General features: G+C 36.5%; 24 protein-coding genes and 1 other RNA gene. 10 read left to right on the top strand and 15 right to left on the bottom strand.

Annotated elements, in window-relative coordinates; translation table 11 throughout:
• Positions 1–323: 323 nt before the first annotated feature.
• Positions 324–938, top strand: coding sequence for a DUF4230 domain-containing protein (locus L1I30_RS05955; protein WP_236133351.1), 615 nt, complete (start codon positions 324–326; stop codon positions 936–938).
• Here the strand turns inward: L1I30_RS05955 and L1I30_RS05960 are convergent, their stop codons facing one another.
• The 7 genes from L1I30_RS05960 to L1I30_RS05990 form a co-directional block, all read right to left on the bottom strand.
• The gene (locus L1I30_RS05960; RefSeq protein WP_236133352.1) at positions 939–1,430 is read right to left on the bottom strand and encodes a GNAT family N-acetyltransferase; all 492 of its coding nucleotides are present in this window, start codon (positions 1,428–1,430) and stop codon (positions 939–941) included.
• 32 nt (positions 1,431–1,462) lie between these two features.
• Positions 1,463–2,032 (bottom strand): hypothetical protein, encoded by a 570-nt coding sequence (locus L1I30_RS05965; RefSeq protein WP_236133353.1) that lies wholly within the window; start codon positions 2,030–2,032, stop codon positions 1,463–1,465.
• Between the two features lie 106 nt (positions 2,033–2,138).
• The gene (locus L1I30_RS05970; protein ID WP_236133354.1) at positions 2,139–3,269 is read right to left on the bottom strand and encodes an amidohydrolase; all 1,131 of its coding nucleotides are present in this window, start codon (positions 3,267–3,269) and stop codon (positions 2,139–2,141) included.
• Positions 3,270–3,295: 26 nt separating this feature from the next.
• Positions 3,296–5,056 carry an aromatic amino acid hydroxylase gene (locus L1I30_RS05975; protein WP_236133355.1) on the bottom strand — a complete coding sequence of 587 codons (1,761 nt, stop codon included), beginning with the start codon at positions 5,054–5,056 and terminating at the stop codon, positions 3,296–3,298.
• 146 nt (positions 5,057–5,202) lie between these two features.
• On the bottom strand, positions 5,203–5,748 hold the full coding sequence (locus L1I30_RS05980) for a DUF4136 domain-containing protein (RefSeq protein ID WP_236133356.1): 546 nt from the start codon (positions 5,746–5,748) through the stop codon (positions 5,203–5,205).
• Between the two features lie 26 nt (positions 5,749–5,774).
• Positions 5,775–7,817 carry a urocanate hydratase gene (hutU, locus tag L1I30_RS05985; protein ID WP_236133357.1) on the bottom strand — a complete coding sequence of 681 codons (2,043 nt, stop codon included), beginning with the start codon at positions 7,815–7,817 and terminating at the stop codon, positions 5,775–5,777.
• Positions 7,818–7,870: 53 nt separating this feature from the next.
• A complete protein-coding gene (locus tag L1I30_RS05990) occupies positions 7,871–8,038 on the bottom strand; it encodes a C1orf53 family protein (protein WP_236133358.1) in 168 nt (55 codons plus the stop codon).
• A gap of 43 nt (positions 8,039–8,081) precedes the next feature.
• Here L1I30_RS05990 and L1I30_RS05995 point away from each other — a divergent pair, with 43 nt between their 5' ends.
• Genes L1I30_RS05995 through hemL form a run of 4 tightly spaced genes read left to right on the top strand, consistent with a single transcriptional unit; the run spans position 8,082 to position 11,531 of the window.
• Positions 8,082–8,411, top strand: coding sequence for a hypothetical protein (locus tag L1I30_RS05995; protein WP_308444049.1), 330 nt, complete (start codon positions 8,082–8,084; stop codon positions 8,409–8,411).
• Between the two features lie 52 nt (positions 8,412–8,463).
• The gene (locus tag L1I30_RS06000) at positions 8,464–9,414 is read left to right on the top strand and encodes a 1-aminocyclopropane-1-carboxylate deaminase/D-cysteine desulfhydrase (RefSeq protein WP_236133360.1); all 951 of its coding nucleotides are present in this window, start codon (positions 8,464–8,466) and stop codon (positions 9,412–9,414) included.
• On the top strand, positions 9,404–10,228 hold the full coding sequence (locus L1I30_RS06005; protein WP_236133361.1) for a glucosaminidase domain-containing protein: 825 nt from the start codon (positions 9,404–9,406) through the stop codon (positions 10,226–10,228). Before L1I30_RS06000 ends, L1I30_RS06005 begins: the two co-directional genes overlap by 11 nt.
• 16 nt (positions 10,229–10,244) lie before the next feature.
• Positions 10,245–11,531, top strand: a complete 1,287-nt coding sequence (gene hemL / locus L1I30_RS06010; RefSeq protein WP_236133362.1) for a glutamate-1-semialdehyde 2,1-aminomutase — start codon at positions 10,245–10,247, stop codon at positions 11,529–11,531.
• Positions 11,532–11,547: 16 nt separating this feature from the next.
• On the opposite strand, the gene L1I30_RS06015 is transcribed toward hemL, so the two are convergent.
• Both L1I30_RS06015 and L1I30_RS06020 read right to left on the bottom strand, forming a co-directional pair.
• Positions 11,548–11,952, bottom strand: a complete 405-nt coding sequence (locus L1I30_RS06015) for an acyl-CoA thioesterase (RefSeq protein ID WP_236133363.1) — start codon at positions 11,950–11,952, stop codon at positions 11,548–11,550.
• Positions 11,949–13,004, bottom strand: coding sequence for a glutaminyl-peptide cyclotransferase (locus L1I30_RS06020; RefSeq protein ID WP_236133364.1), 1,056 nt, complete (start codon positions 13,002–13,004; stop codon positions 11,949–11,951). The genes L1I30_RS06015 and L1I30_RS06020 overlap by 4 nt, the downstream gene beginning before the upstream one ends.
• Positions 13,005–13,091: 87 nt before the next feature.
• Between L1I30_RS06020 and ffs the strand changes: the two genes are divergently transcribed.
• The 3 genes from ffs (at position 13,092) to fsa (ending at position 14,758) form a co-directional block, all read left to right on the top strand.
• An RNA gene (gene ffs / locus L1I30_RS06025) (signal recognition particle sRNA small type) lies at positions 13,092–13,190 on the top strand.
• A 41-nt stretch (positions 13,191–13,231) separates the two neighbouring features.
• Positions 13,232–14,050, top strand: coding sequence for an SDR family oxidoreductase (locus L1I30_RS06030; RefSeq protein ID WP_236133365.1), 819 nt, complete (start codon positions 13,232–13,234; stop codon positions 14,048–14,050).
• Between the two features lie 54 nt (positions 14,051–14,104).
• Positions 14,105–14,758 carry a fructose-6-phosphate aldolase gene (gene fsa, locus L1I30_RS06035; RefSeq protein ID WP_236133366.1) on the top strand — a complete coding sequence of 218 codons (654 nt, stop codon included), beginning with the start codon at positions 14,105–14,107 and terminating at the stop codon, positions 14,756–14,758.
• A gap of 77 nt (positions 14,759–14,835) precedes the next feature.
• Here the strand turns inward: fsa and L1I30_RS06040 are convergent, their stop codons facing one another.
• Positions 14,836–16,257: a TlpA family protein disulfide reductase gene (locus tag L1I30_RS06040; RefSeq protein ID WP_236133367.1), complete on the bottom strand. Its 1,422-nt coding sequence runs from the start codon at positions 16,255–16,257 to the stop codon at positions 14,836–14,838.
• Between the two features lie 180 nt (positions 16,258–16,437).
• On the opposite strand from L1I30_RS06040, the gene L1I30_RS06045 reads away from it, so the two are divergent.
• Positions 16,438–18,069, top strand: coding sequence for an ABC-F family ATP-binding cassette domain-containing protein (locus L1I30_RS06045; RefSeq protein ID WP_236133368.1), 1,632 nt, complete (start codon positions 16,438–16,440; stop codon positions 18,067–18,069).
• Positions 18,070–18,143: 74 nt separating this feature from the next.
• Here L1I30_RS06045 and L1I30_RS06050 read toward each other — a convergent pair whose 3' ends face one another.
• The 3 genes from L1I30_RS06050 to L1I30_RS06060 form a co-directional block, all read right to left on the bottom strand.
• The gene (locus L1I30_RS06050) at positions 18,144–18,335 is read right to left on the bottom strand and encodes a hypothetical protein (RefSeq protein ID WP_236133369.1); all 192 of its coding nucleotides are present in this window, start codon (positions 18,333–18,335) and stop codon (positions 18,144–18,146) included.
• Complete coding sequence (locus L1I30_RS06055) at positions 18,325–18,570, bottom strand: DUF2007 domain-containing protein (protein ID WP_236133370.1); 246 nt, start codon at positions 18,568–18,570, stop codon at positions 18,325–18,327. Before L1I30_RS06055 ends, L1I30_RS06050 begins: the two co-directional genes overlap by 11 nt.
• A 75-nt stretch (positions 18,571–18,645) precedes the next feature.
• Positions 18,646–19,371, bottom strand: coding sequence for a hypothetical protein (locus L1I30_RS06060; RefSeq protein WP_236133371.1), 726 nt, complete (start codon positions 19,369–19,371; stop codon positions 18,646–18,648).
• 188 nt (positions 19,372–19,559) lie between these two features.
• Between L1I30_RS06060 and L1I30_RS06065 the strand changes: the two genes are divergently transcribed.
• The gene (locus L1I30_RS06065; protein ID WP_236133372.1) at positions 19,560–20,135 is read left to right on the top strand and encodes a fasciclin domain-containing protein; all 576 of its coding nucleotides are present in this window, start codon (positions 19,560–19,562) and stop codon (positions 20,133–20,135) included.
• Positions 20,136–20,219: 84 nt separating this feature from the next.
• Here L1I30_RS06065 and pheT read toward each other — a convergent pair whose 3' ends face one another.
• Entirely contained in the window at positions 20,220–22,646 is a 2,427-nt protein-coding gene (pheT, locus tag L1I30_RS06070) for a phenylalanine--tRNA ligase subunit beta (protein WP_236133373.1), read from the bottom strand.
• Positions 22,647–22,780: 134 nt separating this feature from the next.
• A complete protein-coding gene (gene recG, locus L1I30_RS06075) occupies positions 22,781–24,886 on the bottom strand; it encodes an ATP-dependent DNA helicase RecG (RefSeq protein ID WP_236133374.1) in 2,106 nt (701 codons plus the stop codon).
• Between the last annotated feature and the right edge of the window lie 22 nt (positions 24,887–24,908).

The raw sequence follows: 24,908 nt of genomic DNA on the forward strand, positions 1-24,908 counted from the left end.
AATTGGTAAATCATACGTGAAAACGTTAATTTTATTTTGGTTATTGCATCTTAAATAATTGATTAACATTCTGGTAAGAATAAATTAATGTTCAAAATTCATATGTTGAAAACATATTTTTTGTACATTTATAATGGAATTGAAACTGAGATATTAAGGGTTTAATCGTTTATTATTTTAAGTCAATTACAAATTTCTAAAATTTGTTGGGGTAGATTTTAGAATTTAAGTAAATGGACGGGTGGGGCCGTCCATTTACATTTTTAAGATTTTCCTAACTCTCACTTCCTCTTCGCCTTTGTACCTTAGTTCAAAACTTTACGATGAAAAGAGCCTTACTTTTAATAGCAGTACTTCTGCTGCTGTTTTTTGGTTATACCTATTATCAATCTCGGGAAAGTGAGCGTGACCAGTTAGAAGAAAGCACCCAGCTTATTGAAAAGCAGCTCAAAAATGTTGGTAAATTAGTGGTTATAGAAGGCACTTTTGCACAGGTTTTTTCATACAAAGACTCTAAACGGTTTTATTTAGATATTTTTTCAGCCCGAAAAAAGGCCTTGATAGTGGTAAATGCGAAGGTTAGTGTAGCTTACGACCTTAGTAAGCTGAAAACAGAGGTAGATGCTAAGAAAAAAACTGTTCGTATTACTTACATTCCTAAGGAAGAGATTTCAATTAATCCTAATATTCAATATTATGATGTTACTCAGGATTATTTAAATCAATTCGAGGCCGAAGATTATAATAAAATTCAGAAACGTATTCAGGCTTCACTTAAAGAGAAAATTGAAAAGTCCTCATTAAAATCAAACGCTCAAAACAGGTTGGTAAGTGAACTTCAGAAAATCTATATCCTCACTAATTCTATGGGCTGGACTTTAGAGTATAATGGGAATACTATTGAGAGCAACTCAGCTATGGAAGCTATTAAGTTGTAATTAACTTTTATAAACGTACTTAATAACTGTTTCTTCTTTAGATGACAATACTTCAAAGAGTGTAAAGTTTAACTTCTCAAGAATCTTTTTGGAAGCTATGTTTTGTTTGTTGAATAAAGCGTAAATGGGATGGTAATCGGTACTGTTTACAGCGAAATTCATTATTTGCTGTGCAGCCTCCAAAGCAAATCCTTTTTTACGAAATTCACTTTTTATAACCCATCCAATTTGCATTTCACCGGTATCCATAATTGGAGTGAGGTTCACTGCGCCAATAAAGTCATTATTAAACTTGCTTCTTAAGGTCCAGTAAAAACCTGAACCATCAGAAATTTGCTTTTCTTTTAAGCTTAAAAAGTCCAAATACTCTTTATCTTTCTTATTGTTTAGATGTGGTATGTATTTAAAAATATCTTTCTCCCTGAACATTTGCAATGCTTCGAGTTCATCATTTTTTGTATATAGTTCTATATTTAATCGATCTGTTTTCAATGGAATAGATTTAAATTCATTTTTTTTTAAAATTAGTAACTGCTAAATTCAATGGTTGTATCAGCCATTTTTGAATAAAAACTAAGTTCTTTTTTAGTCTTTCCGGAAGAATTAAGTACTCTTTCCAGTCCCATCCATAGCAAAAACCATCCTGCCGGTTCAAATAGTATAAGAATTAAATGAATATAGAAGCTATTAGGATTAAGGAAGGAAATGTACCCGGCAATTATCATTAAAATAATGCCTATTGAAGACAGCCTAATCCCTTTGTTGATACTTCTTTTGCGTTGTTGTATTAAAAGGTTCTTATTCAGATTAAAAAAAGTTTGGAGGCGCTCAGCAATATTTTGTTCATCATTGTTATTTCGTAGCTTATCAGGAAAGAGAAAATTTAATCTAATAGATTCTTTTGTAGATGTTTTGGTAACCTTTTTTAATTGGAAAAGGAAATCATCAGAGAGTACTCGATTGGAATACGGATTAGGATCAAAATCAGAAAAAAGATCGTTATAAGAATCGAACCACATTTTTATTTCTCTTAGAGAATTATGGTCTTTAAGATTAGAGGTAAAGGATCCTTTATTTTGATTGTTAGCATCCATGTTCTACTTTGCTATATACATGGAAAGTTAAGATAATTTGAAAGGATTTTTGGGAGAATGTTGTTTAAATTAATGGATTAAATTAAGTTACTGAAGATCGACTTTGCTATTTAAGTAATTTGCTAATTATTGTTTCAAACATTTTCATTCCTGTATCGATAATATCTTCGGGAAAATCATAGTTGGAATGATGCAGCGCCGGTGAATTTATTCCTGCGCCAATTCCAAACATAGCCGATTTGTATTTTTGGGAAAACCAACCAAAATCTTCTCCAAATCTAAACGAAGTCGGTTTTTCAAGAAGAGTAAAATTATTCACTTTTGCAGCCTCTGTGATAAGTTTATTGCAGAAAGGGGAATTTATCGTGGTTGGAAAATATTCGAGCGTTTCAAATTTATATTCTAAATAAAAATCTTTACATATTTTCCCAACGATTCTAGAAAGTTCATCATACAATTTATTCATGACAGGAACGCTCCAGGTTCTCAAAGTATAATGTAGTTCCCCTGTTCCGGGAGAAATGCCATAAAATTTCTGCCCCATATTTATATGAACTGGTGTTAGAACGGAAAAATTGGGATCATCGGTATTCATTACATTTAGCGATGTAATTTGCTTTACGAGTTCTGCTATTCCTAAAGCAGGATTAATTCCCTTTTCAGGTTCTGAAGCGTGGCATTCTTTTCCATTTAAAGAAATGATCAAACTTTGAACAGTGGCAGAAAAATTATTGGGTGTTGTTATAATTGAATGTAAAGGTTCCCCGGGAATATTGTGAAGGGCAAAGATATAGTCTGGCTTGAATGTTTTAAATTTTTCATCGTTGAGCACAGCCTGTGCGCCTTTACCATTTTCTTCAGCAGGCTGAAATAGAAGGATAAGTCTTCCTGTTTGAAAGTTTTGCTTTTTAACCCAGAATATCAACCCGGCAACTATAGCCATATGGCCGTCATGACCACATTTATGTGATACTCCCGAAATCTTAGACCTGTGCTTAAAAATGTTTTCTTCTTGAATAGGCAAAGCATCCAACTCGCACCTAATTATAATGGTTAAACCATTATTGGAAAAGTTATAAACTGCGGCAACACCATTTCCCCCAAGATTTTCAATAATTTGGGTGTTATGATTTTTTATGATGAAATCTTTTATTCGCTTTGCAGTATTCATTTCCTCTCCGGAAAGCTCCGGATATTGATGAAGTTCCTTTCTTAAATTTTGAATTTTTGAAAGCATAGAACCGTGTTGCTTAAAAAAAGAATTTAATGGTTTTCAACAACGGGATGTTCTAAAAGTTGTAAGCCTCCATCTATTAAATGAGCTACATCTGGTCGGCGCAATTTTAATTCTTCTAAATGAGCTTTTACTTCCTTAGTTAAATTTTCGTCTGTATCTTTAACTAATTCATAGATCTCTATAGATAAAAGCCAGTCTTTAGAATGATATTTCTTAACAAGATCAAAAGCTGCTTGTAAAGAAAATTTGGTGTCCTTACCCTCTCGGCTATTTCTAACCGATTTATATAAAGTTTCCAGTTCTAAGCGCTCCGGCGTCTTCTTGCTCTTAATGGTGGTACTAGAGGGAGTGTGAGTTATTAGATCGAAAGATAGTGGATCGGCCGGTCCTGCAAATGCAGAGATAATATTTTTTCCTACAGCAAGATCATAATTACCCCATTCTGGTTGGAATAGTATTTCATCGTTATAGGTTACTGTGCAATTTTTTAAGCTTATTAATATGATCTTTCCTTGAAGATTTCTTGTGCCTGTTATTATTTCTCCTTGAACAACGACACCACCCTCAAATTCAAAACGAATATTTTCACCTTCATAAATATCATAAGCTCTTAAATCACGCGGACTCATATCTTCAATAGCCAGATTGATTCCTTTTAATTTTCCTAAGGCAGAGCCAAATCCATTTGGATGGTTATGTGTCCCGTGTCCTACTAGTTCTTTCTCTCTATATGAAAGCGCTGTTTTTCCAGTAGTTTGAAAATATGCCGCTTTATTATTGTGTTCTATCACCTTGGTGAAATGTCCTGAAATTTGTATTCCGGTACTAAGCTCTATGGTACCAAGGCTTTTAGAATTAATTAGCTTTTGAATTCCTTCGAGCCCGCCCTTTCTAAGCGCCATAGTATTTGCGAATTCTTCCAAAACCTGACTTAGGTAAGCAAAATCTGGGGTTACATATAATTGCGGCTGGGGTTTTGTAATGTCAAATTCCTGCTTCGCAGCCTCTATAGAATACGAGATCTTTTTAACGCTATCGGTCATGCACCAAGCGCTCTCACCAATTGATGAAAGCAAACCTGCACCATATATTTTAGGGTCTTCAAGAGTTCCTATAAGACCATACTCTACGGTCCACCAGTGTAAATTTCTTATTTGTGCCATTTCACTAGGGGCTCCCATATTATTTTGAAGATACGCTACCTTTTCTTCTGCTTTTTTAATTTCTTCTTCAGGGGTGTTTTCAGCCTCTTTTATGATAGATAGGTGTCTAATTGCTTCATACATTTCATAATCTTTGGCGCTGGAAATTGCTTTACAGCCAATTTCTCCAAATCTTCGTAAATATTCGGCATATTCGGGATTAGCAATAATAGGAGCATGACCTGCCCCTTCATGAATAATATCAGGCGCAGGTGTATATTCAATATGTTCTAACTGACGGATATCACTTGCAATTACAAGTACGTTATAAGCTTGAAATTCCATGAAAGCTGCAGGAGGGATAAAACCATCTACAGCAACTGCAGCCCAGCCAATCTCCTTCAGAATCCTATTCATTCCATACATGTTTGGAATACTTTCTATAGATATACCTGTTTGCTTTAAACCCTCTAAGTAAGAGCTATGTGCAACCTTGCTTAGGTAATCTACATTCTTGCGCATAACATAGCGCCATACTGCCTGATTGATGGCTGTGTACTCTGAATAATCTTGCGGTTTTATAAATTGTTTTAAATGGGCCGGAAGCCTATCCAAAATTTCATTCGATTCTATTTTTTCCAACATAGTGTAGCGGTATTAACAGGTTTATAAAGATACAAAATAGCAATCGAAATGTGGAAAACTGAAGAAAGGGTTTTAATGTGTTGTGCTAGTTTATTTTACTAATTAGATTTAAAAAAAAGCACCTTGTGGGGAAGGTGCTCTTTTAATTATTTCTTTTCTGCGCCGGGGGGGTATTTCTCTAAGATCTTTTTAACTATCTCGTTGATACGCTCCTGTTTGCGGTTCACTTCTTTTGCAAGGGCTGCTGTTCCCATACCTTGCCATACAAGTTCTTTTCCCTCTGCATCAATAAGATCTATGTATAAAGTACCTTCACTGGTAGTGCTTATAGTATTAGCACCCGCACCCCAATACCAAGGATACCATCCCCAACCATATCCATATCCAAATCGGTTATTCTGATAGATATTGATATTTTCATTGGTCTTGGTGAAAATGCTTACTAAAAGATCCGGGTCTTCTGATTTTGTGAAGCCTTTGGCTAGCATCTCATTCTCTATAGCTCGTAAAATTCTTTTTTTATCAAGGTCGGATATTTCTGCTTTATCTATTCCGGGTTTGAAGAAAGCAAAAGAACTGTATTTCGTGAAATCTGCTTGCTGATCGTAATCGGAAGCTACTCTCACCGTGCTGCAAGAGGTCATAACAGCAAGAAATAAAATCAGCGCACTGGTAATTTTTAGAAATTTCATAGAATTAAAGTTTTAAGGTTTGTGGTCTATAGGTCTAAAAACAGCGAATCTTCAACTAAATTTGGTAGAGTGATCTTTAGTTTAGGCTCTTGTTCCATAGCGCGCTCAACAGAGAAAATAGCTTCTTTATTTCGAGCCCAGGAACGTCTTGCTAAACCATTGTTCACATCCCAGTATAACATTGATTTTAAGCGAGTTTCCGACCCCTTAGAACCATCAAGAACCATACCAAATCCCCCATTTATAACCTCTCCCCAGCCAACTCCACCACCGTTGTGAATGCTTACCCAGGTGGCTCCTCTAAAGCTATCTCCAATCACATTTTGAATAGCCATATCTGCAGTGAATTGACTACCATCATAAATATTGGAGGTCTCTCTAAAAGGGGAATCGGTTCCGGATACATCATGATGGTCACGACCTAAAACAACCGTGCCTAGTTCACCTTTAGCAATGGCATCATTAAAGGCTTTTGCAATTTCTATTCTTCCGATAGCATCGGCATATAATATTCTTGCTTTAGATCCTACCACCAGTTTATTCTCCATGGCACTCTTTATCCATTGTATATTATCTTGAAGTTGAGATTGGATTTCTTCGGGAGCTTCAGCTTTCAGTTCTTCCAGTACTTTTGTGGCAATGGCATCGGTTTTCTTGAGATCTTCTTCTTTTCCGGATGCACACACCCATCTAAAAGGGCCAAAACCAAAGTCAAAACACATAGGGCCCATAATATCTTGTACATAAGAAGGGTAGGCAAAACACGCGTTTTTATCTTGCTCTTGGTCTAAGCTATTTGCCGATACAAACTCCTGTTTATTGTTTAAGTGAATTTTAGCTCCTGCCCGCGAGGCTTCTAAAAGAAAGGCATTGCCATAATCAAAGAAATAGGTTCCTTTTAGCGTATGTTTATTTATAGCATCTGTTTGTCGGCGTAAACTTTCCTGAACTTTGTCCTTAAATTTTTCTGGCTCTTTAGCCATCATTACATTGGCTTCTTCAAAACTAAGTCCTACAGGATAATAACCTCCTGCCCAGGGGTTGTGTAAAGATGTTTGATCGCTTCCTAAGTCTATGTAAATATTCTTTCTGTCAAAATATTCCCAAACCTCTACAATATTCCCATGAAAGGCTATAGAAACGGTTTCTTTGGATTCTTTGGCTTGTGTAACTCGTTCTGCCAGTTTCTCTAGATCACTTACTACTTCATCTACCCAGCCTTGAGAATGTCTGGTTTGAACTGCTTTCAAATTGACTTCAGCACATACTGTAATACATCCGGCGATATTTCCGGCTTTGGGTTGCGCACCACTCATGCCTCCAAGTCCGGAGGTTACAAAGAGTTTTCCTTCCAAACTTTCTTTATTGGACGCTATTTTTCTCCCTGCATTTAGGACAGTAATAGTGGTTCCGTGCACAATTCCTTGCGGACCGATGTACATATAGCTACCTGCCGTCATTTGTCCATATTGGGTAACTCCTAAAGCATTGTATTTCTCCCAATCATCTGGTTTAGAATAATTAGGAATCATCATTCCGTTGGTCACGACCACACGGGGTGCATTGGTATTGGAAGGAAATAACCCCATAGGATGACCACTATATATTACCAATGTTTGGTCTTCTTCCATCATAGAAAGATATTGCATCACCAAGAGGTATTGTGCCCAGTTCTGAAATACCGCTCCATTCCCGCCATAGGTAATTAGCTCATGTGGATGTTGTGCTACTGCTGGATCCAGATTATTCTGAATCATGAGCATAATAGCTTTTGCTTGGGTACATTTCCCCGGATATTCTTCTACGGGTCTGGCATACATTTTATAATCAGGTCGAAATCTATGCATATAGATCCTGCCAAACTTATCTAATTCTTCTTTAAATTCAGGAAGCAAAGATGCATGATGTTTCGCTTTAAAATAACGAAGCGCATTTCGTAGTGCTAGCTTTTTTTCTTCAGAATTTAGAATTTCTTTTCGCCTGGGAGCGTGATTGATTGATAGGTCGTAGGTTTTAACAGCTGGGAGTTTATCAGGAATCCCTTGTGAGATCTGTTCTTTAAAATCCATAGAGGTATTATGTGTTTTATAGAAGATTAATGAAAGCTTTCAGTAATCTGAAATTATATAGTATTTGTTTTCTTGTTATAACCGTAAGGGCAGTGGCGGCAACCGCTCTCACAACAATAGCCTCGCTTTAGATGGTATTGCTCTGTGAAACATTTGTATCCTTCAGGGGTTAGGTAATAATCACCATCTTCCAAAGGGATCTTTTTATTAAAAGTGCTCATATAGCAAAAATACAATTCTTATCTTCAACCAATGATTGTATTGGTGAACAAATATTTACTTGCAAAAGGTTATAATGGAGTAAGCCTCTGGCCTTTTATAGTTTTAAAACATCCTTCTCTTAAAAATGATCCTGTTTTCCTTAATCATGAACGTATTCATTTAAAACAACAACAGGAATTATTAATTGTGGGTTTCTACATCTGGTATGGGTTGGAGTACTTCTACAGGTTATATCAATACAAACATCGATTTTTAGCATATAGAAATATTTCTTTTGAAAGGGAGGCTTATGCAAATGAGGGCAATTTGGAATATTGTAAAAATCGAAGGTCATGGAATTTTTATAAATACATTCATAAGATTTTAAAATAAATAAGCAAGTATGTATTTCGCTTTCTCCTGCTAATTTTTGAATATTTGCAGCATGAGCAAAGCGATCGATTTCAGTCTTCAATATTCTCCTAATTACTTGGTGAAGAAATTTGAGGAATCTGGAATTCAATTATATATTAAGCGTGAAGATCTTTTACATCCTGAGGTTTCCGGGAACAAGTTCAGAAAGCTGAAATATAATTTAAAGAAAGCGCAAGAGGTTGACGCAAAAACTTTACTCACATTCGGAGGGGCATTCTCTAACCACATTGCGGCTCTGGCAGCTGCAGGAAAAGCTTATAACTTTGAAACAATTGGATTAATAAGAGGGGAGGAGCTTGCAGTTAATCTTGAAAAGACCTTGAAAGAGAATGCCACTTTACGCTTTGCAGTTTCCTGTGGTATGAAATTGAAATTTATTTCAAGAACTTCTTATAAAGAGAAAACAAGTCCCGAACTTATTGAAAAACTAAAAAAGGAATTTGGTGAATTTTATCTCATCCCGGAAGGAGGCACCAATTTGTTGGCTATAAAAGGCTGTGAGGAAATTTTATCTGAAGAAGATAAAGAGTTTGATTTTGTTGGCGTTTCGGTAGGAACGGGAGGAACAATTTCTGGAATAATCAATAGTACTTCTGAAACTCAAAAAATACTTGGTTTTTCAGCCTTAAAAGGTGATTTTTTAAAAGATGAAATTGCTATGAATACTTCAAGTTCTAATTGGGAACTCATTTCAAAGTATCATTTTGGTGGCTATGGCAAGGTTTCTGAAGAGCTTATACAATTCATCAACACTTTTTATAAAACCTATCAAATCCCGTTGGATCCTATTTATACGGGAAAAATGTTTTATGGTCTTTTTGATATGATCGAAAAATCTGCATTTCCTCAAAATTCTCGTATTTTAGCCATCCATACCGGAGGGCTTCAGGGTATTCCCGGAATGAATGCTCAATTAACTAAAAGGAACCAGCCTTTAATCGATTTTTGGAATGAATTATAAGCATCTAATTATTCTTGTTATTACAGTAATCTTTACTGCCTCTTGCGGAAGTAAAAAAAAGATCGCTTCCAGAAAGAAGGCGAAAACTGAACGCAGCATTTCTAGCAGGAATGATGTTCCAGCTAAAGTTAATAATACAGTTAAGAAATCCACCCCTTCCGGGTCTTATGCCGATATTGTAGAAGAATATATTGCTGATTTTGCAGAAATAGCAAAAGAGGAAATGCGTTTATATAAGATTCCGGCAAGTATTACCTTGGCTCAGGGAATTCTTGAATCTGGAGCGGGAAGAGGCACCTTATCCCGTAATGCTAATAATCACTTCGGAATTAAATGTCACGATTGGGAAGGAGATAAAGTATATCATGATGATGACAGATCTCAAGAATGTTTTAGAAAGTATAACAATGCTAAATATTCTTATCGTGATCATTCTCTTTTCTTGAGTGAGCGCAGGCGATACGCAGGCCTTTTTGATTTGGATACTGATGATTATGAGGGATGGGCTAAAGGCTTAAGAGCAGCGGGTTATGCTACAGATAGAAAATACCCAGATAAACTAATAGATCTCATAGAGCGATATAGTCTTTATAAGTTTGATGAAGAAACTCTGGGAAAAAGAAAAAGTAATAGAAGTAGTAGAACAATTGCTGCCAGAGATGGAGGTAACACGTATACCGTTCAAAAAGGGGATACGCTGTACTCTATTTCTAAACGATTTAATACTACAGTAGAAATGTTGCAACGTTACAATAATATTCAGGGAAATACCATTAGTATTGGTCAGGAACTGGTAGTAACTCCTGCACAATAAAGAAGTATATATTTATATGAATTATAAGAGAAGTAGCGAGCTGTTTACAGCTGCAAAAAAAGTAATACCGGGAGGAGTAAATTCTCCTGTAAGAGCATTTAATGCGGTGGGAGGAGATCCTATCTTTATCGAAAAGGCCGAAGGCGCTTATTTATATGATGCCGATGGTAATAAGTTTATAGATTATATCAATTCCTGGGGGCCAATGATACTAGGGCATGCTCATAAGCCAGTGGTTGATGCTGTGGTAGAGAAAGCAAAAAAAGGAACTTCATTTGGTACGCCAACAGAAATAGAGACCAAGATCGCAGAATTAGCAGTGAAAATGGTGCCGAATATCGACAAGATCAGATTCGTGAATTCTGGGACAGAAGCTTGTATGAGCGCTGTTAGACTGGCGAGAGGATTTACAGGAAAAGAAAAGATCATCAAATTTGCAGGTTGTTATCACGGGCATAGCGATTCCTTTCTTATACAGGCGGGGAGTGGTGCAGTTACTTTTGGAAGTCCTAATAGTCCCGGAGTGACAAAGGGTACCGCAAAGGATACTTTACTTGCAGATTATAATAATTTAGAGAATGTAGCTGCCCTCATTGAAGCAAACAAAGGCGAGATTGCCTGTATTATTTTAGAACCTGTCGCCGGAAATATGGGATGTATTCCTCCCGCCGAAGGATTTTTAGGCGGACTTAGAAGCTTGTGTGATCAAAATGACATCTTGTTGGTTTTTGATGAGGTGATGACGGGCTTCAGGCTTGCTCCCGGAGGCGTACAGGAGCGTATGGGCATAGCTGCTGATATAGTTACTTTTGGTAAAGTTATTGGAGGGGGACTTCCTGTTGGCGCTTTTGCTGCAAGAAAGGAAATCATGAATTATTTGGCCCCAATTGGTCCGGTTTATCAGGCAGGAACGCTAAGCGGTAATCCTCTGGCAATGGCTGCGGGATTGGCAATGCTTACCGAACTTGATGAGCAAAGAGAGATCTTCAAAAGTATCGAGGAGAAAACGGCTTATTTACATCAAGGTATGGAAAAAGTGTTGGTTGCTAATAATATTCCTCATACTATTAACAGATTAGGATCTATGATCTCTGTTCATTTTTCTGAAGAACCGGTAACAGATTTTACAAGTGCAGCCAATGCTAATAATGATACCTTTAAAAAGTTCTTCCACGGAATGTTGGACAACGGAATCTACATAGCACCAAGTGCTTTTGAAACTTGGTTTATTACTGAAGCTTTAACTTATCACGATCTTGATAATACTATAAAAGCTGTAGAAGCAGTCGCTAAAACATTGTAGAAGAAAAAGTGAATTCTTATTTATAGAAAACCCGTAACAGTTCTTCCGAGATCTTTACGGGTTTTTTGGTTTTTGAATCCATCAAGCACCAGGTAGATTTTGCCTGTATCAAAACTTTTCTGGTTTTTTTATTTAATATATTCACCATACGCTGGGAAGTTACATGAGTATGTTCCGCAACAAAGGTTTGTATGAGTAGTTCATCATCTAAAAAAGCTTGTTGCTTATAGTCTATTTCGTGCCGAATTACCACCCAAAAATAATTCTCCTGTATAACTGCATCAGCACGAGTTTCCCAATGTGCTTTAGCGATATCCTGTATCCATTGCACATATCTCACATTATTTACATGCTCATTTTCATCAAGATCCTCTTTGCTTACCTTGATACTTTGTTCGAATATTTCGGGAGTAAAACTCATTTTTTAACTATTTCTATTTCAAATAGTTTATCCCAATTCTTTCCTGTAACATATAATTTTTTGGTAGTAGGATTGTATGCAATTCCATTTAAAACATCCAGTTTTGGGTGTTGGGTCACTTGCTCTCTTAATCCTCTAAAATCAATCAACCCTTCAATAGCGCCATTTGTTGGGTTTATGATAGCTACACCGTCTTTTTGATAGGTATTGGCATAGATCTTTCCTTCCACCCATTCCAGCTCATTTAATTGAGTAGAGATCGATTTATTGGTAGTTGGCTGAATGTAATTTTCCTCGGCAAGTGTTGTGGCATTTAAGATCCAGATCTTCTCGGTGCCATCACTTTTGTAAAATTGCTTGCCATTGTTACATAAACCCCAACCTTCTTTACTCTGATTGAATTTAAAACTACCCGTTTTTTCAAGCTTATCAAGGTTATATATTAAACCTTCACCTTCCTGCCAGGTAAGCTGATAGATCTTGTTGTTTAAAATGGAAAGTCCTTCTCCAAAATAATCTTTTGTTAAGTCTACTTTTTGAAGTACTTCACCGGTCTTAAAGTCTGTTTTTCTCAAGGATGAGTTTCCATATTGACCCGTGCTTTCATATAAAGTATCATTTAAGAATTCCAGACCTTGGGTGTAGGCATTTATATCGTGAGGGTAGGTGTTCACAATCTTATAGGTGTAAAATTCTGGCGCTACATCATTATGTATCTTTACAGGAATAAGAAGCGTATCTACTTTTTCTTCTGAATAAACTAAGGCTTCAATAACTTGATTTCCTAATTTTTGATCTTGTAGAATGAATTCAGTTTGGGTTTCTCCGTTTTTTACTTCAGAAGTGATTTCATCTATTTTGAATTTTATAGCGTCTATCTTTCGATCTTTTGCATTCTCTATATTGAGTTTTATGGTATCTCCAAGCTGAAAAGAGTCCTTAGAATTAGAAATTTTTAAAGAAAAATCGCTTGTTTTTTTATCTGAATTACTTCCGCAGGAAATAAGAAGCGTATTTAAAATAATGAGTAATAGGAAGTTAAGTTTTTTCATGAAAAATGCGAGTTTTAATAGAGGCTAATTTAATTAATTCAAGCCAAAAAATACTTGCTAAATGTATCAAAGATTGTATATTTGCACCGGCAAGTCCCACACAACCAGCTCCTGCTGACTCCCCCAGGGCGGGAACGCAGCAAGGGTAAGCGGTCGTAGCGGTGTGATGTGGGTAGCTTGCCATTTTTTGTATCTGATATTTAAATTTTATCGCATCTTTGTGATCTATGAAAACAGATGCTTCCCCACAAGTTGTTCTAATTACCGGCGGTTCCTCAGGAATCGGAAAATCTATCGGAGAATTTCTTTTGCAGAGAAATTTTAAGGTATATGGAACAAGTAGAAACCCTCAAAATAATTCAACAAACTCATTTCCACTTGTAGCGCTTGATGTTACCAAGAAAGAAACAATTGTTTCTGCTATTCAGGAAATTGTAAAAAAGGAAGGTAAGATCGATATTCTTATCAATAACGCTGGAGTTGGAATTACCGGCCCTATTGAAGAAACTCCCGATGAGGAGATCAAAAAAGCGTTTGATACCAATTACTTCGGTCCTTTAAATGTTACAAAGGCGGTATTGCCAACTATGCGTAAGCAGGGTGGCGGATTAATAATAAATGTTACCAGTATCGCAGGGTATATGGGGTTGCCATATCGCGGTATTTATTCGGCTACTAAGGGTGCTTTAGAATTGACTACTGAAGCTTTTAGAATGGAGTTAAAAGACTTCAATATTAAAATGACCAATGTGGCGCCAGGAGACTTTGCTACCAACATAGCTGCTGGAAGATATCATGCTCCGGTTTTGGAAGATTCTCCTTATAAAAGAGCTTATAAGAATACATTAGATCTTATGAATGTGCATGTATCGGGAGGGAAAGACCCGCAGGAGATGGCCAAGGCAATTTACAAGATTATCCAAACCAAAGAACCTAGAGGCCATTATAAAGTGGGAGAGCCACTCCAAAAGTTCTCTATTGCCCTAAAGCGTATTTTACCAGATAAAGTTTACGAGAAAATGTTGCTTAAACATTATAAATTGTAATTTTGTGCAAGTCTTATTAAAAACAACCAACAAAAGAATAAACACAACAACATTATGAAATTTTTTATTGATACTGCAAACCTAGATCAAATTAAGGAGGCTCAAGATCTTGGAGTTTTAGACGGGGTAACTACCAATCCGTCTTTAATGGCTAAAGAAGGAATTACTGGAAGGGAAAACATTATTAATCACTACAAAAAAATCTGTGAGATTGTAGATGGTGATGTAAGCGCCGAAGTAATTGCTACAGATTTTGATGGAATTATTAAAGAAGGAGAAGAGCTTGCAAAACTTCATGATCAAATTGTAGTGAAGGTGCCAATGATAAAAGAAGGTATCAAAGCTATTAAATATTTTAGTGATAAAGGAATTCGTACTAACTGTACATTAGTTTTTTCTGCAGGACAAGCCTTACTAGCTGCTAAAGCCGGTGCCACATATGTTTCTCCATTTATTGGAAGACTGGATGATATCTCTACAGATGGATTAAACCTTATCGCTGATATTAGATTAATTTATGATAATTATGGTTTTGAAACTGAAATTCTTGCAGCTTCAGTAAGACACAGTATGCATATTTTGGAATGTGCTAAAATAGGAGCCGATGTAATGACGGGACCACTGTCATCTATCGAAAGCTTATTAAAACACCCGCTTACAGATAGTGGTTTGGCTAAATTCTTAGAAGATTATAATAAAGGAAACTAAAGAATCCTGAATGATACTATAGAAAAAGGGGACTGAATTTATTTCAGCCCCCTTTTTAATTATAATATGTCTAAAGTTTATTGCTGACTCAGAAATTCTAAGATCTTAGTTTCCAGGTCCGGACTGTCAAGTCTAACGTCTCCTTTTATGATCTTCCCTGAGGCATCCATGAAGATCAATTTATTCAAATAATTCTTAAGTAATTTTTGATCCACTCTAAGTAGGGTAGCTTTATATTCAAACTTCGGGTCGTAAGAATAGTTTTCAATAGCCGTTGTCCAATTTTCGAACTGATTTTTATCAAGGTTAATTCCTATAAAATCAATTTCAGGGTATTTAAATCTGAGATCATCTATTATCTCGTGCTGCCATTTGTGATGTGCCTGTGATGCTGTTGACCAGCGATAGGAGATCATGGGTTTTCTGGAAATATTCCTTAGCAGTACTGTCTCTCCCTTCATATTCAGGTATTTTCGATCGCCTAATGAGTTTCCGGGTAAATATTCTGTTTGAATTCTTGCCAGATCCTGAATGCTCTCTTCCAGATTGCCGGTGTATTTAATCTCTTCCAATAAATTTAATATGGCCTGAATGTCTTCTTTATTTTGAGAATAGATTATTCCCTGGGCAGCCAGTCTATCTAAAAAGGTGTTACGTATATTTTTATTTTGAATTAAAGAATCTATTAAAATGATCCTTCTTTTAATGTTGTTGTAATCATTAAGGTTGTAACAACTCTTATCGGTAATATCGTTTTTATCGCAATAGTCTAAAGCTTTGTTTCTAAGGTAGTCGTCTATCAGGTTTAAGTAGACATAATAATCGGCTAATTTTTGATCATTAAATGAAATATCCTTTCGGTAGGCATGAAAATCTGTAGGAATGTTATCTACATATTCTCTGGAATACTTTCGAATTAAAAATGCGTAACGTTCTCTAAGATCATAATATTCATAATTAATACTAGAATGTGCTAACTCATAGAAGTCATCGCTAAAATCGTTTTTTTCTTCCAATTGTTTTAACTCTTCTAATCTTGAAGCTTTTATGGAATCGGTTTTCGCTGCGAATTTGGAAGGTTCTAACTTGTAGTAGGAAAGTATTAGATCATTATTTTGCTGATTAAGCAAATACATATTGGTTAGGAAATTACTTTTCTCGGCACCTTTTCCACTAAAATTTATAGATTCATCAAAAGCTAAGGTATTTACCCAAACCAGAATACTATCCCCGGGTTCCATATACATAATTTGATTTTCCGGAGCATGCTTAAAAACAAACAGTCCGGCTCCAGGATTCTTAAGTACCCCGTGAAATTGGTTGGAAGAGTTAAGGAGTAGCGTATCCAGATCAATATCATCTTTGGAAATTATCACATACTTACTGCTGGGGTTTGCAATTTGTCCACTTACGTAAATATCCTCCGAATCATCTTTCTCCTCATTGCATGCAGTAAGGCCGACTAAAAACAGCGATAGAAGTATAATCTTGTATTTCATTCAGGGTAATCAAAATAACGTTTTCCTCTCTGGAATTCAGAGATTTGAACAAATATATATGTTGGTAATTGTGCTATATGTTAATCGAGCGTTAAAACAAATAATTAAAACGTTAATGTTTCACCAACCGGGCAATATTAGCTATTTTTGCAGAAATTTTACACAAGAAAAATAATTTATATGTTATCAGTTTCAAATCTTTCGGTACAGTTTGGTAAACGAGTTCTATTTGACGAGGTAAACACTTCCTTTACACAGGGGAATTGTTACGGAATTATAGGTGCTAACGGGGCCGGAAAATCTACTTTTTTAAACATTCTTTCGGGGAAAACCGAGCCAACAAGTGGGCGGGTTTTTCTGGAACCGGGAAAAAGAATGTCGGTTTTGGAACAAAATCACAATTTATATGACGAGCATACGGTTCTTGAAACTGTAATAATGGGTAATCAACCCTTATTCAAGATCAAGAAGGAGATGGACGAGATATATGCTAAGGAAGATTTCAATGATGCCGATGGAGAGCGCGTAGGGGTGTTACAGGTGGAATTTGAAGAAATGAATGGCTGGAATGCCGACAGCGATGCAGCTGCTATGTTATCAAATCTTGGGATAAGTGCCGATCTACATTATTCTTTAATGAAGGATCTGGATGGTAAACAGAAAGTAAGGGTGTTATTGGCACAGGCGCTTTTTGGGAGTCCAGATGTGCTAATTATGGATGAGCCAACTAACGACCTGGATTACGAAACAATTTTATGGTTGGAAAACTTTTTGGCAAATTATGACAATACAGTGATAGTGGTTTCTCACGACCGTCACTTCCTTGATGCCGTGTGTACGCATATTTCTGACATCGATTTTGGTAAGATCAATCACTTTAGCGGGAACTATACTTTTTGGTACGAATCTTCTCAATTAGCAGCAAGACAACGTTCTCAGCAAAATAAGAAAGCAGAGGAAAAGAAGAAGGAATTGCAGGAATTTATTATGCGCTTTAGTGCGAACGTGGCAAAATCTAAGCAAGCGACTTCTCGTAAAAAGATGATCGACAAATTAAACATTGAAGGAATTAAACCTTCAAGCAGAAGATATCCGGCAATTATTTTTGAAAGAGAGCGTGAAGCTGGAGATCAGATCTTAAATGTTGAAGGACTGGAAGCTTCTATTGAAGGAGAAACCCTGTTTAAAGGGGTAGATATCAACCTTAAAAAGGGTGATAAAGTCGTGGTCTATTCTAGAGATTCACGAGCTACCACAGCGTTCTATGAAATCATCAATAACAAGCAGAAACCTGTTGCCGGTAAATTTTCTTGGGGTATTACAACTTCACAATCGTATTTGCCTTTAGACAATTCAGAGTTCTTTAATAACGACCTTACCTTGGTTGATTGGTTGAGACAATGGGCTAAAACAGAAGAGGAACGCGAAGAAGTATACATTCGAGGATTTCTTGGAAAAATGATTTTTAGTGGGGAAGAAGCTTTAAAAACTTCAAAAGTTTTATCTGGAGGAGAAAAGGTAAGATGTATGTTAAGTCGCATGATGATGATGCGTGCCAATGTTGTTATGTTAGATGAGCCTACTAACCACTTGGATCTTGAATCTATTACCGCTTTCAATAATTCACTGAAGAATTTTAAAGGAACTGTAATGTTCACTACTCACGATCATGAGTTTGCAGAAACTGTCGCTAACCGAGTAATTGAATTAACCCCATCTGGTGTTATAGATAGATATATGACATTCGATGAGTATATGGAAGATCCTAAAATCAAGGAATTAAGAACTAGCATGTATCCCTCTAAAAAATAATGATATGCAAAGTTAGATTCTATAACTATAGTATTCAAAAAAAGCCCCCTTATCATTAGGTAAGGGGGCTTTTTTTATAATCCTTTGAAATATTTATAAAGGTCGTAAATACCAAAAATAATAAAAGCTACGGCTAATAGTATTCCAAACGTGCTGTCTGGAGCTCCTGTTGTTACCATATACAATTTGTAAGAACCGTAGCCTAGAAAGAGTATTCCCAGTACTAAATTCCATATATTTATCTTTCGTGGCGTGTTATTCTGCATCGCTATAATCTTCAGGAAATGTAACTCTAGCTAACTGAATTGCCTCTTCTACATGTGGCTTTTCCACAAATAATTGAACCTGTCCCGGCAAACCACCACCAAATCCGGCTCTAAGTCCGGAGTCAAAATCATTTCTAACTCTGGAGGAAAATCCTGCTTTCTTGAATAGTTCCAATAAGTATTGCACATTGGTCTCCGGCCCCGTGTAAACCCGTTCATAACTTTCTTTTGTCATTGGTAGCTGTTTTAACACTATTAAGGTACATAGAAGTTAGAAATAGTTTGAGTATTTTTTAAAGAGTTTAACTTTCTAAGCATTATAATATGTGCTTTGCCAGCTATCGGCACTAAAATTCTTTCCTTTTTTAAAACCGTAGAAAATTGACATTCCTGCTACCCATTTGAACATGAAGAAGAGAATCATGAAAAACTCTGAGGTGGTTTGTTTGTAACTAAATAAGCCTTCCGGTACAAGGCTGGTAAGAAGCAGACTTATCATCAACAAAAAGAAAATAAAATTTTCCAGTTGTCTAAAAGGCCACATCAGTAGTTTTCTAAATGGATGTAAGTCTCGTCCCCAGGAATGTATCAGATAGTGATAATTATTTCCCATAGGCGCGAAGAGAAGAGGATCGTCTGCATTTTTCAATTTAAAGGCTTTCGCTGGGGCCATTATCTTAAATCTTTTAATTTCCAGATCATGCTCTTTTTCTAGCGCCTTGATTTTGGAGATTGCTTCATAGGGTAGTGCTGCTTTATAATAATTACTGTCCAAAAATCTCAACCTGTATTCTATGCACATCTTTTCAATATCTGAAAGATGAAAGATCTTCCCGGTTTCTAATAAATCTACATTAAAATTATTCTGAAAATCTTGTTGGCCATTAGCCAATGTAGCCGCTATTATTTCATCTTTTATAAAATCTTCTGCAAGGATTTCCTGAACAGCATTCAAAATAGCTTCTTCAGAAGTGCGCTTATTTCGGGCTCTTACTATTTTCTTGGGGATATGGGTTCGTGCTAGCTTCATCTTCATGGTCTTATCTTTTACTAATTTAATTAATTGATAGTGAACTAACAACCAGCATTTTTGTTAAAATTTCTCTATTATATAGACATTTTTCATCGCATTATTATCTGTTAAATAACTCCCAAATCACCTAATTTTTAAAACCGCGGTTTCTTTTAAGCCGTTTATTAAGCAGAACTAAATATTAAACTATTATGAAAAATTTGAAATTTTTATCACTTACTGTAATTTTTGCAGCATTTACAATGGGTGGAAATGTACAAGCTCAAACAATGTCTAAAGAAGCTACTACAATGGTTGGTGGAGCTGCTATGTACCCAAGCAAGAATATCGTTGAAAATGCGGTGAACTCTAAAGATCACACTACTTTGGTTGCCGCGGTTAAAGCAGCCGATCTTGTAGAGGTTTTGCAAAGTGAAGGACCTTTTACAGTATTTGCACCGGTAAATGCAGCTTTTAACGAGTTACCTGCAGGAACTATTGAAAATTTATTGAAGCCTGAAAATAAGGAAACCTTGCAAGCCGTGCTAACCTATCATGTTGTTGCTGGTAACTTTAAAGCTGCAGATATTATGGCAGCTATTAAAAATGCGAAGGGAACTGCTACTTTTAAAACTGTTCAAGGTGTTGAGTTAAAAGCAATGATGGATGGTAAAAAATTGAAATTAATGGATGCAGCAGGAAATGTTGCAACGGTTACTATTGGTGATGTAAACCAGTCGAACGGGGTGATACATGTTATAGATACTGTGTTACTACCTACTAAATAATTCTTTTTTTGCCCCCTTTAAATTAGAAAAGGTCATTTTCAATTAGTTGAAAATGACCTTTTTATTTTTATAAATTGAAATCTCTTATCTCAATTCTGCATTCAACTCCTTTTCAAAGCGGTGTTGTAGCTTGCTCATTATTTTATCGATTTGCTTGTCGGTCAAGGTGTTATTTTCATCTTGGAATTTAAAACTCACCGCATAACTCTTTTTACCTTCTGGTAGATTTTTACCTTCATACACATCGAATAAATTCACAGCTTTTAGCAGTTTCTTATCTGTTTGAAGCGCTATATCTTGTACTTGTTGATAGTTAATTGAAGCATCTAAAAGCAAAGCGAAATCTCTACGTACGGCCGGAAATTTTGGAATTGGAGTAAACTTCGTCTTTTGAAGTTTGGCGGTTTCAATAACCAGATCCCAATTGAAATCGGCATACAAAACTTCTTGTTGAATGCTAAAATGTTTCAATACAGATTTCTTCACGACTCCAAATTCTACAAGCTTAGATTTCCCAGAGCTTATTGATATACCTTCAGAAAATACATCCGATTTTATATCTCCCGATTTCAGATTGTTAATTCCAAGTCGTTCAAAAATACGTTCTATTATTCCCTTAATATAAAAGAAATTCCCCGTGTGTTGTGCACTGTTCCATGCTTCCGCACTTCTATTTCCGGTAACGAACAAGCTTAGGTGCTTGTCTTCTACACGGCCACTGGAATAATTATGATAGGTCTTTCCGAATTCAAATAATTTAAGATCTGCCTGCTTTCTATTGATGTTATAACTTACTGCTTCCAATCCGGAGAACAATAAGGATTGTCTCATCACTGAAAGATCCTGACTTAACGGGTTAAGCATTTCAACATTATAGTCCTCATTTAACTGCTCACTTAGTTTAGTGTAAACCGGAGTAGTTAATGAATTTGCCATGGTCTCAAAGAAACCCTGACCTACCAGCTGATTGGCAATATGATTTTGCAGTTTATAATCTTCAAATCTTGAAGAATTAGAAACAGAAGCATTTATTTTAGTGCCAAATTCAATATTATTGTATCCGTACACACGTAAGATCTCTTCAATTACATCAGCTTCCCTCTGCACATCAACTCTGTAAGAAGGAATGGTCAGTCCCATTCCGCTTTCAGTGACATTGTTTACACGTATCTCTAAAGAGGCAAGTATAGATTTTATAGTTTCTTCTTCAAGGTTTTGCCCAATAAGTTTGTTTACCTTCTCGAAGGTTAAGAACACTTGGAAATCCTCAATTTTTTTGAAATAAAGGTCATCTATATCACTGGTTATTTCTCCTCCTGCAATTTCCTTGATAAGTAAAGCCGCTCTTTTTAAAGCATACTCAGTAATGGATGGGTCGATCCCTCTTTCAAATCTAAAAGAAGCATCGGTATTTAAAGCGTGTCTTTTTGCTGTCTTTCTAATGCTTACAGGATTGAAGTAAGCACTCTCTATAAATAATTTGGTAGTTCCTTGAGATACTCCGCTAGTAATTCCGCCAAAAACCCCTGCAATACATAAAGGTTTTTCGGTATCACATATCATTAAATCTTCTTCGTGCAATTCGCGTTCTACCTCATCTAAAGTGGTGAATTTCGTTCCTGCCGGAAGGGTCTTTACATGAATTTCATTTCCGTTTATTTTATCGGCATCAAAAGCGTGTAATGGTTGTCCTAATTCATGCATCACATAGTTTGTGATATCTACAATATTGTTTTTAGGATTAATTCCAATAGCCTTCAATCTGTTTTGAAGCCATTTTGGAGATTCTTCCACTTTAATTCCATTCATGGTCACTCCACAATATCTAGGTGCAAGGTTGGAATCTTCTACATGAATTGGAATTCTATTGCTTCTGCTGTCTACATGAAAACTGCTTACCGAAGGAGTAATAAGTTCTAAACTTAGGTCTTCTTGTTGGTATCCTGCTTTTAGGTCTCTAGCAACTCCCCAGTGGCTCATAGCATCGGCCCGATTAGGAGTAAGGCCTATTTCAAATACCTGGTCGTCTTCAATATTGAAGATCTCGGCTGCCGGAGTTCCGGGAGCAAGATCATCTTTTAATACCATAATACCATCGTGGCTGCTTCCAAGTCCCAATTCGCTTTCCGAACATACCATCCCATGGCTGGCTTCCCCGCGTATCTTTCCTTTTTTGATCTCCCAAGATTCTCCTTTTTCATCATAAAGGGTAGTACCTATTGTAGCTACAGGCACTTTCTGACCTTCAGCAATATTAGGTGCTCCACAAACAATTTGCAAAACCTTTCCGTTTCCAACATCAATCTTACAAAGTTTAAGTCTATCAGCATTAGGATGTTGAACACAGCTAAGTACGTGCCCGGTTACTATTCCTTTTAAGCCACCCTTTACACTTTGAAAATTATGAATTCCTTCTACTTCCAATCCAAGATCGGTAAGGAGTACTCCTGTTTCTTCAGGATTATTAGGGAGTTTTATAAATTGCTTAAGCCAGTTATATGAAATTTTCATCGAATCGTTTTTACAAGCTGCAAAGATAGCATTACGGATGGTTTTGACATAATTTGAAATTCGTTTTTCGGTATTTTGTATAAATGCTGAAAAACATCGAAATCAGTGGACGAAGAATTGATTGTGATGAAAAATTAACTGATGTAATTCCAAATATTTTTATGCTTGGCAAGTTGTTGATAGGTATACCTGATCATCTTATTCTTCTCCATTTTCAGCTCGGGATCTTCACTAAGTACTCTTTTAGCAAAATCCCGCGCTACCTTCAGGATCTGATTATCCTTTACAATATCGGCTATCTTTAGATTCAATATCCCACTTTGTTGAGTTCCCATAAGATCTCCGGGCCCGCGAAGTTTTAAGTCTACCTCCGCGATCTCAAAGCCATCATTGGTAGCGGTCATGGTTTGTAACCTAGTCTTACCTTCTTCCGATAGTTTATGCGAGGTCATTAAAATACAATAACTCTGTTCTGCTCCTCGGCCAACTCTTCCTCTTAGCTGGTGAAGTTGAGATAGACCGAATCGTTCGGCACTTTCAATAATCATTACACTGGCATTGGGAACATTTACCCCTACTTCAATTACCGTAGTCGCAACCATTATCTGTGTTTCTCCCTTTACAAAGCGCTCCATTTCATAATCTTTATCGGCTGGTTTCATCTGCCCGTGAACGATAGATATCTGGTAATCTGGCATTGGGAATTCGCGCGCAATACTTTCGTAACCATCCATCAGATCTTTATAATCCATTTTTTCAGATTCCTGTATTAGCGGATACACGATATATATCTGTCTTCCTTTTTGAATTTCATCTTTTATGAAACGAAATACTTTTAGCCGATTGCTGTCATACCGATGTACGGTTTTTATAGGTTGTCTCCCCGGTGGAAGTTCATCTATCACTGAAACATCGAGATCTCCATACAAACTCATAGCCAGAGTTCGAGGAATGGGAGTGGCGGTCATTACCAGAATATGCGGGGGGAGATGATTCTTATGCCATAATTTAGCGCGCTGTGCTACTCCAAACCTGTGTTGCTCGTCTATAATGGCCAGACCAAGATTCTGGAATTTCACCTTATCTTCCAGAAGGGCGTGGGTTCCAATAAGGATATTCAGTGTTCCATCTTCCAGCTGTTCGTGTATCACGCGACGGCGAGCAGTTTTCACTGAACCGGTAAGAAGTGCAATATTGATGTCGAGACCTTCGCAAAGTTCTTTTAGACCCTGAAAATGCTGTGTAGCCAGAATTTCTGTAGGTGCCATAAGGCAAGCCTGAAAATCATTGTCTAAAGCAATAAGCATACACATTAAGGCAACGATGGTTTTTCCAGAACCTACATCTCCTTGTAGAAGTCTGTTAAGTTGCGCTCCGCTGCCCAGGTCGCTGCGTATTTCTTTAATTACTCTTTTTTGTGCTCCTGTAAGTTCAAAAGGGAGGTGGTTCTTATAAAAATCATCAAAATAGTGTCCTATCTTGTCAAAAACAAAACCTTTTATTTTCTGCTTCTGCATCATATTTTTGATGAGAAGCTGCATCTGGATATAAAATAATTCCTCAAATTTCAGTCGGAATTGCGCTTTTGCTAACAGTTCCTGACTTTTAGGAAAATGCACATTGAACAAAGCATCGGCTCTGGAAATTAGGGAAAGATTCCCTTTAATATCTTCACTTAACGTATCAAAAAATCTACCTCTGGTTTCAATAAAGAGCTGCTGCATCAACTTATTTACAACTCTATTGGTAATACCTTTATTTGTCAGTTTTTCAGAAGAAGGATAAATAGGCTGCATCGCCGTTCGTAAGCTTTTTTCATGCTCTTCCAGAAGCTCCATGTCTGGATGTGCCATGCTAAAGATGCCTCCGTAGTTATTGGTCTTTCCAAAAATCACATAAGGTGTATTGACCTTTAAGTTCTCCCTAATCCACTTATGGCCTCTAAACCAAACCAGCTCCATACGGCCGGTATCATCAATAAAGTCGGCTACCAGTCGCTTTCCTCTTTTTTGTTCTACCGTCTTAAAGCCAACTATTTTACCTATAATTTGCACTTCGGCATTGCTGGGTAAAAGTTCTTTAACTTTATAAAAACGAGTTTTATCAAGATATCGATTAGGAAAGAAATTGATGAGATCCTGGTAGGTGTGAATGCCCATTTCCTTCCGAAGAAGTTCTGCTCTATTCGGGCCAACACCTTTTAAATAATCGATGGGAGTTTGCAGAAGATTTGCATTCATAAAACGAAGATATTAAATCCCA

This window comes from Gillisia lutea (genome assembly GCF_021568705.1).
GTDB lineage: Bacteria > Bacteroidota > Bacteroidia > Flavobacteriales > Flavobacteriaceae > Gillisia > Gillisia lutea.

Bases quoted from the DNA above. Each gene is read 5' to 3' on its own strand.
- L1I30_RS05955 (WP_236133351.1), top strand. From the start codon at position 324: ATGAAAAGAGCCTTACTTTTAATAGCAGTACTTCTGCTGCTGTTTTTT.
- L1I30_RS05965 (WP_236133353.1), bottom strand. From the start codon at position 2,032: ATGGATGCTAACAATCAAAATAAAGGATCCTTTACCTCTAATCTTAAA.
- L1I30_RS05970 (WP_236133354.1), bottom strand. From the start codon at position 3,269: ATGCTTTCAAAAATTCAAAATTTAAGAAAGGAACTTCATCAATATCCG.
- L1I30_RS05975 (WP_236133355.1), bottom strand. From the start codon at position 5,056: ATGTTGGAAAAAATAGAATCGAATGAAATTTTGGATAGGCTTCCGGCC.
- L1I30_RS05980 (WP_236133356.1), bottom strand. From the start codon at position 5,748: ATGAAATTTCTAAAAATTACCAGTGCGCTGATTTTATTTCTTGCTGTT.
- hutU (WP_236133357.1), bottom strand. From the start codon at position 7,817: ATGGATTTTAAAGAACAGATCTCACAAGGGATTCCTGATAAACTCCCA.
- L1I30_RS05990 (WP_236133358.1), bottom strand. From the start codon at position 8,038: ATGAGCACTTTTAATAAAAAGATCCCTTTGGAAGATGGTGATTATTAC.
- L1I30_RS06000 (WP_236133360.1), top strand. From the start codon at position 8,464: ATGAGCAAAGCGATCGATTTCAGTCTTCAATATTCTCCTAATTACTTG.
- L1I30_RS06005 (WP_236133361.1), top strand. From the start codon at position 9,404: ATGAATTATAAGCATCTAATTATTCTTGTTATTACAGTAATCTTTACT.
- hemL (WP_236133362.1), top strand. From the start codon at position 10,245: ATGAATTATAAGAGAAGTAGCGAGCTGTTTACAGCTGCAAAAAAAGTA.
- L1I30_RS06015 (WP_236133363.1), bottom strand. From the start codon at position 11,952: ATGAGTTTTACTCCCGAAATATTCGAACAAAGTATCAAGGTAAGCAAA.
- L1I30_RS06020 (WP_236133364.1), bottom strand. From the start codon at position 13,004: ATGAAAAAACTTAACTTCCTATTACTCATTATTTTAAATACGCTTCTT.
- L1I30_RS06030 (WP_236133365.1), top strand. From the start codon at position 13,232: ATGAAAACAGATGCTTCCCCACAAGTTGTTCTAATTACCGGCGGTTCC.
- fsa (WP_236133366.1), top strand. From the start codon at position 14,105: ATGAAATTTTTTATTGATACTGCAAACCTAGATCAAATTAAGGAGGCT.
- L1I30_RS06040 (WP_236133367.1), bottom strand. From the start codon at position 16,257: ATGAAATACAAGATTATACTTCTATCGCTGTTTTTAGTCGGCCTTACT.
- L1I30_RS06045 (WP_236133368.1), top strand. From the start codon at position 16,438: ATGTTATCAGTTTCAAATCTTTCGGTACAGTTTGGTAAACGAGTTCTA.
- L1I30_RS06050 (WP_236133369.1), bottom strand. From the start codon at position 18,335: ATGCAGAATAACACGCCACGAAAGATAAATATATGGAATTTAGTACTG.
- L1I30_RS06055 (WP_236133370.1), bottom strand. From the start codon at position 18,570: ATGACAAAAGAAAGTTATGAACGGGTTTACACGGGGCCGGAGACCAAT.
- L1I30_RS06060 (WP_236133371.1), bottom strand. From the start codon at position 19,371: ATGAAGATGAAGCTAGCACGAACCCATATCCCCAAGAAAATAGTAAGA.
- L1I30_RS06065 (WP_236133372.1), top strand. From the start codon at position 19,560: ATGAAAAATTTGAAATTTTTATCACTTACTGTAATTTTTGCAGCATTT.
- pheT (WP_236133373.1), bottom strand. From the start codon at position 22,646: ATGAAAATTTCATATAACTGGCTTAAGCAATTTATAAAACTCCCTAAT.
- recG (WP_236133374.1), bottom strand. From the start codon at position 24,886: ATGAATGCAAATCTTCTGCAAACTCCCATCGATTATTTAAAAGGTGTT.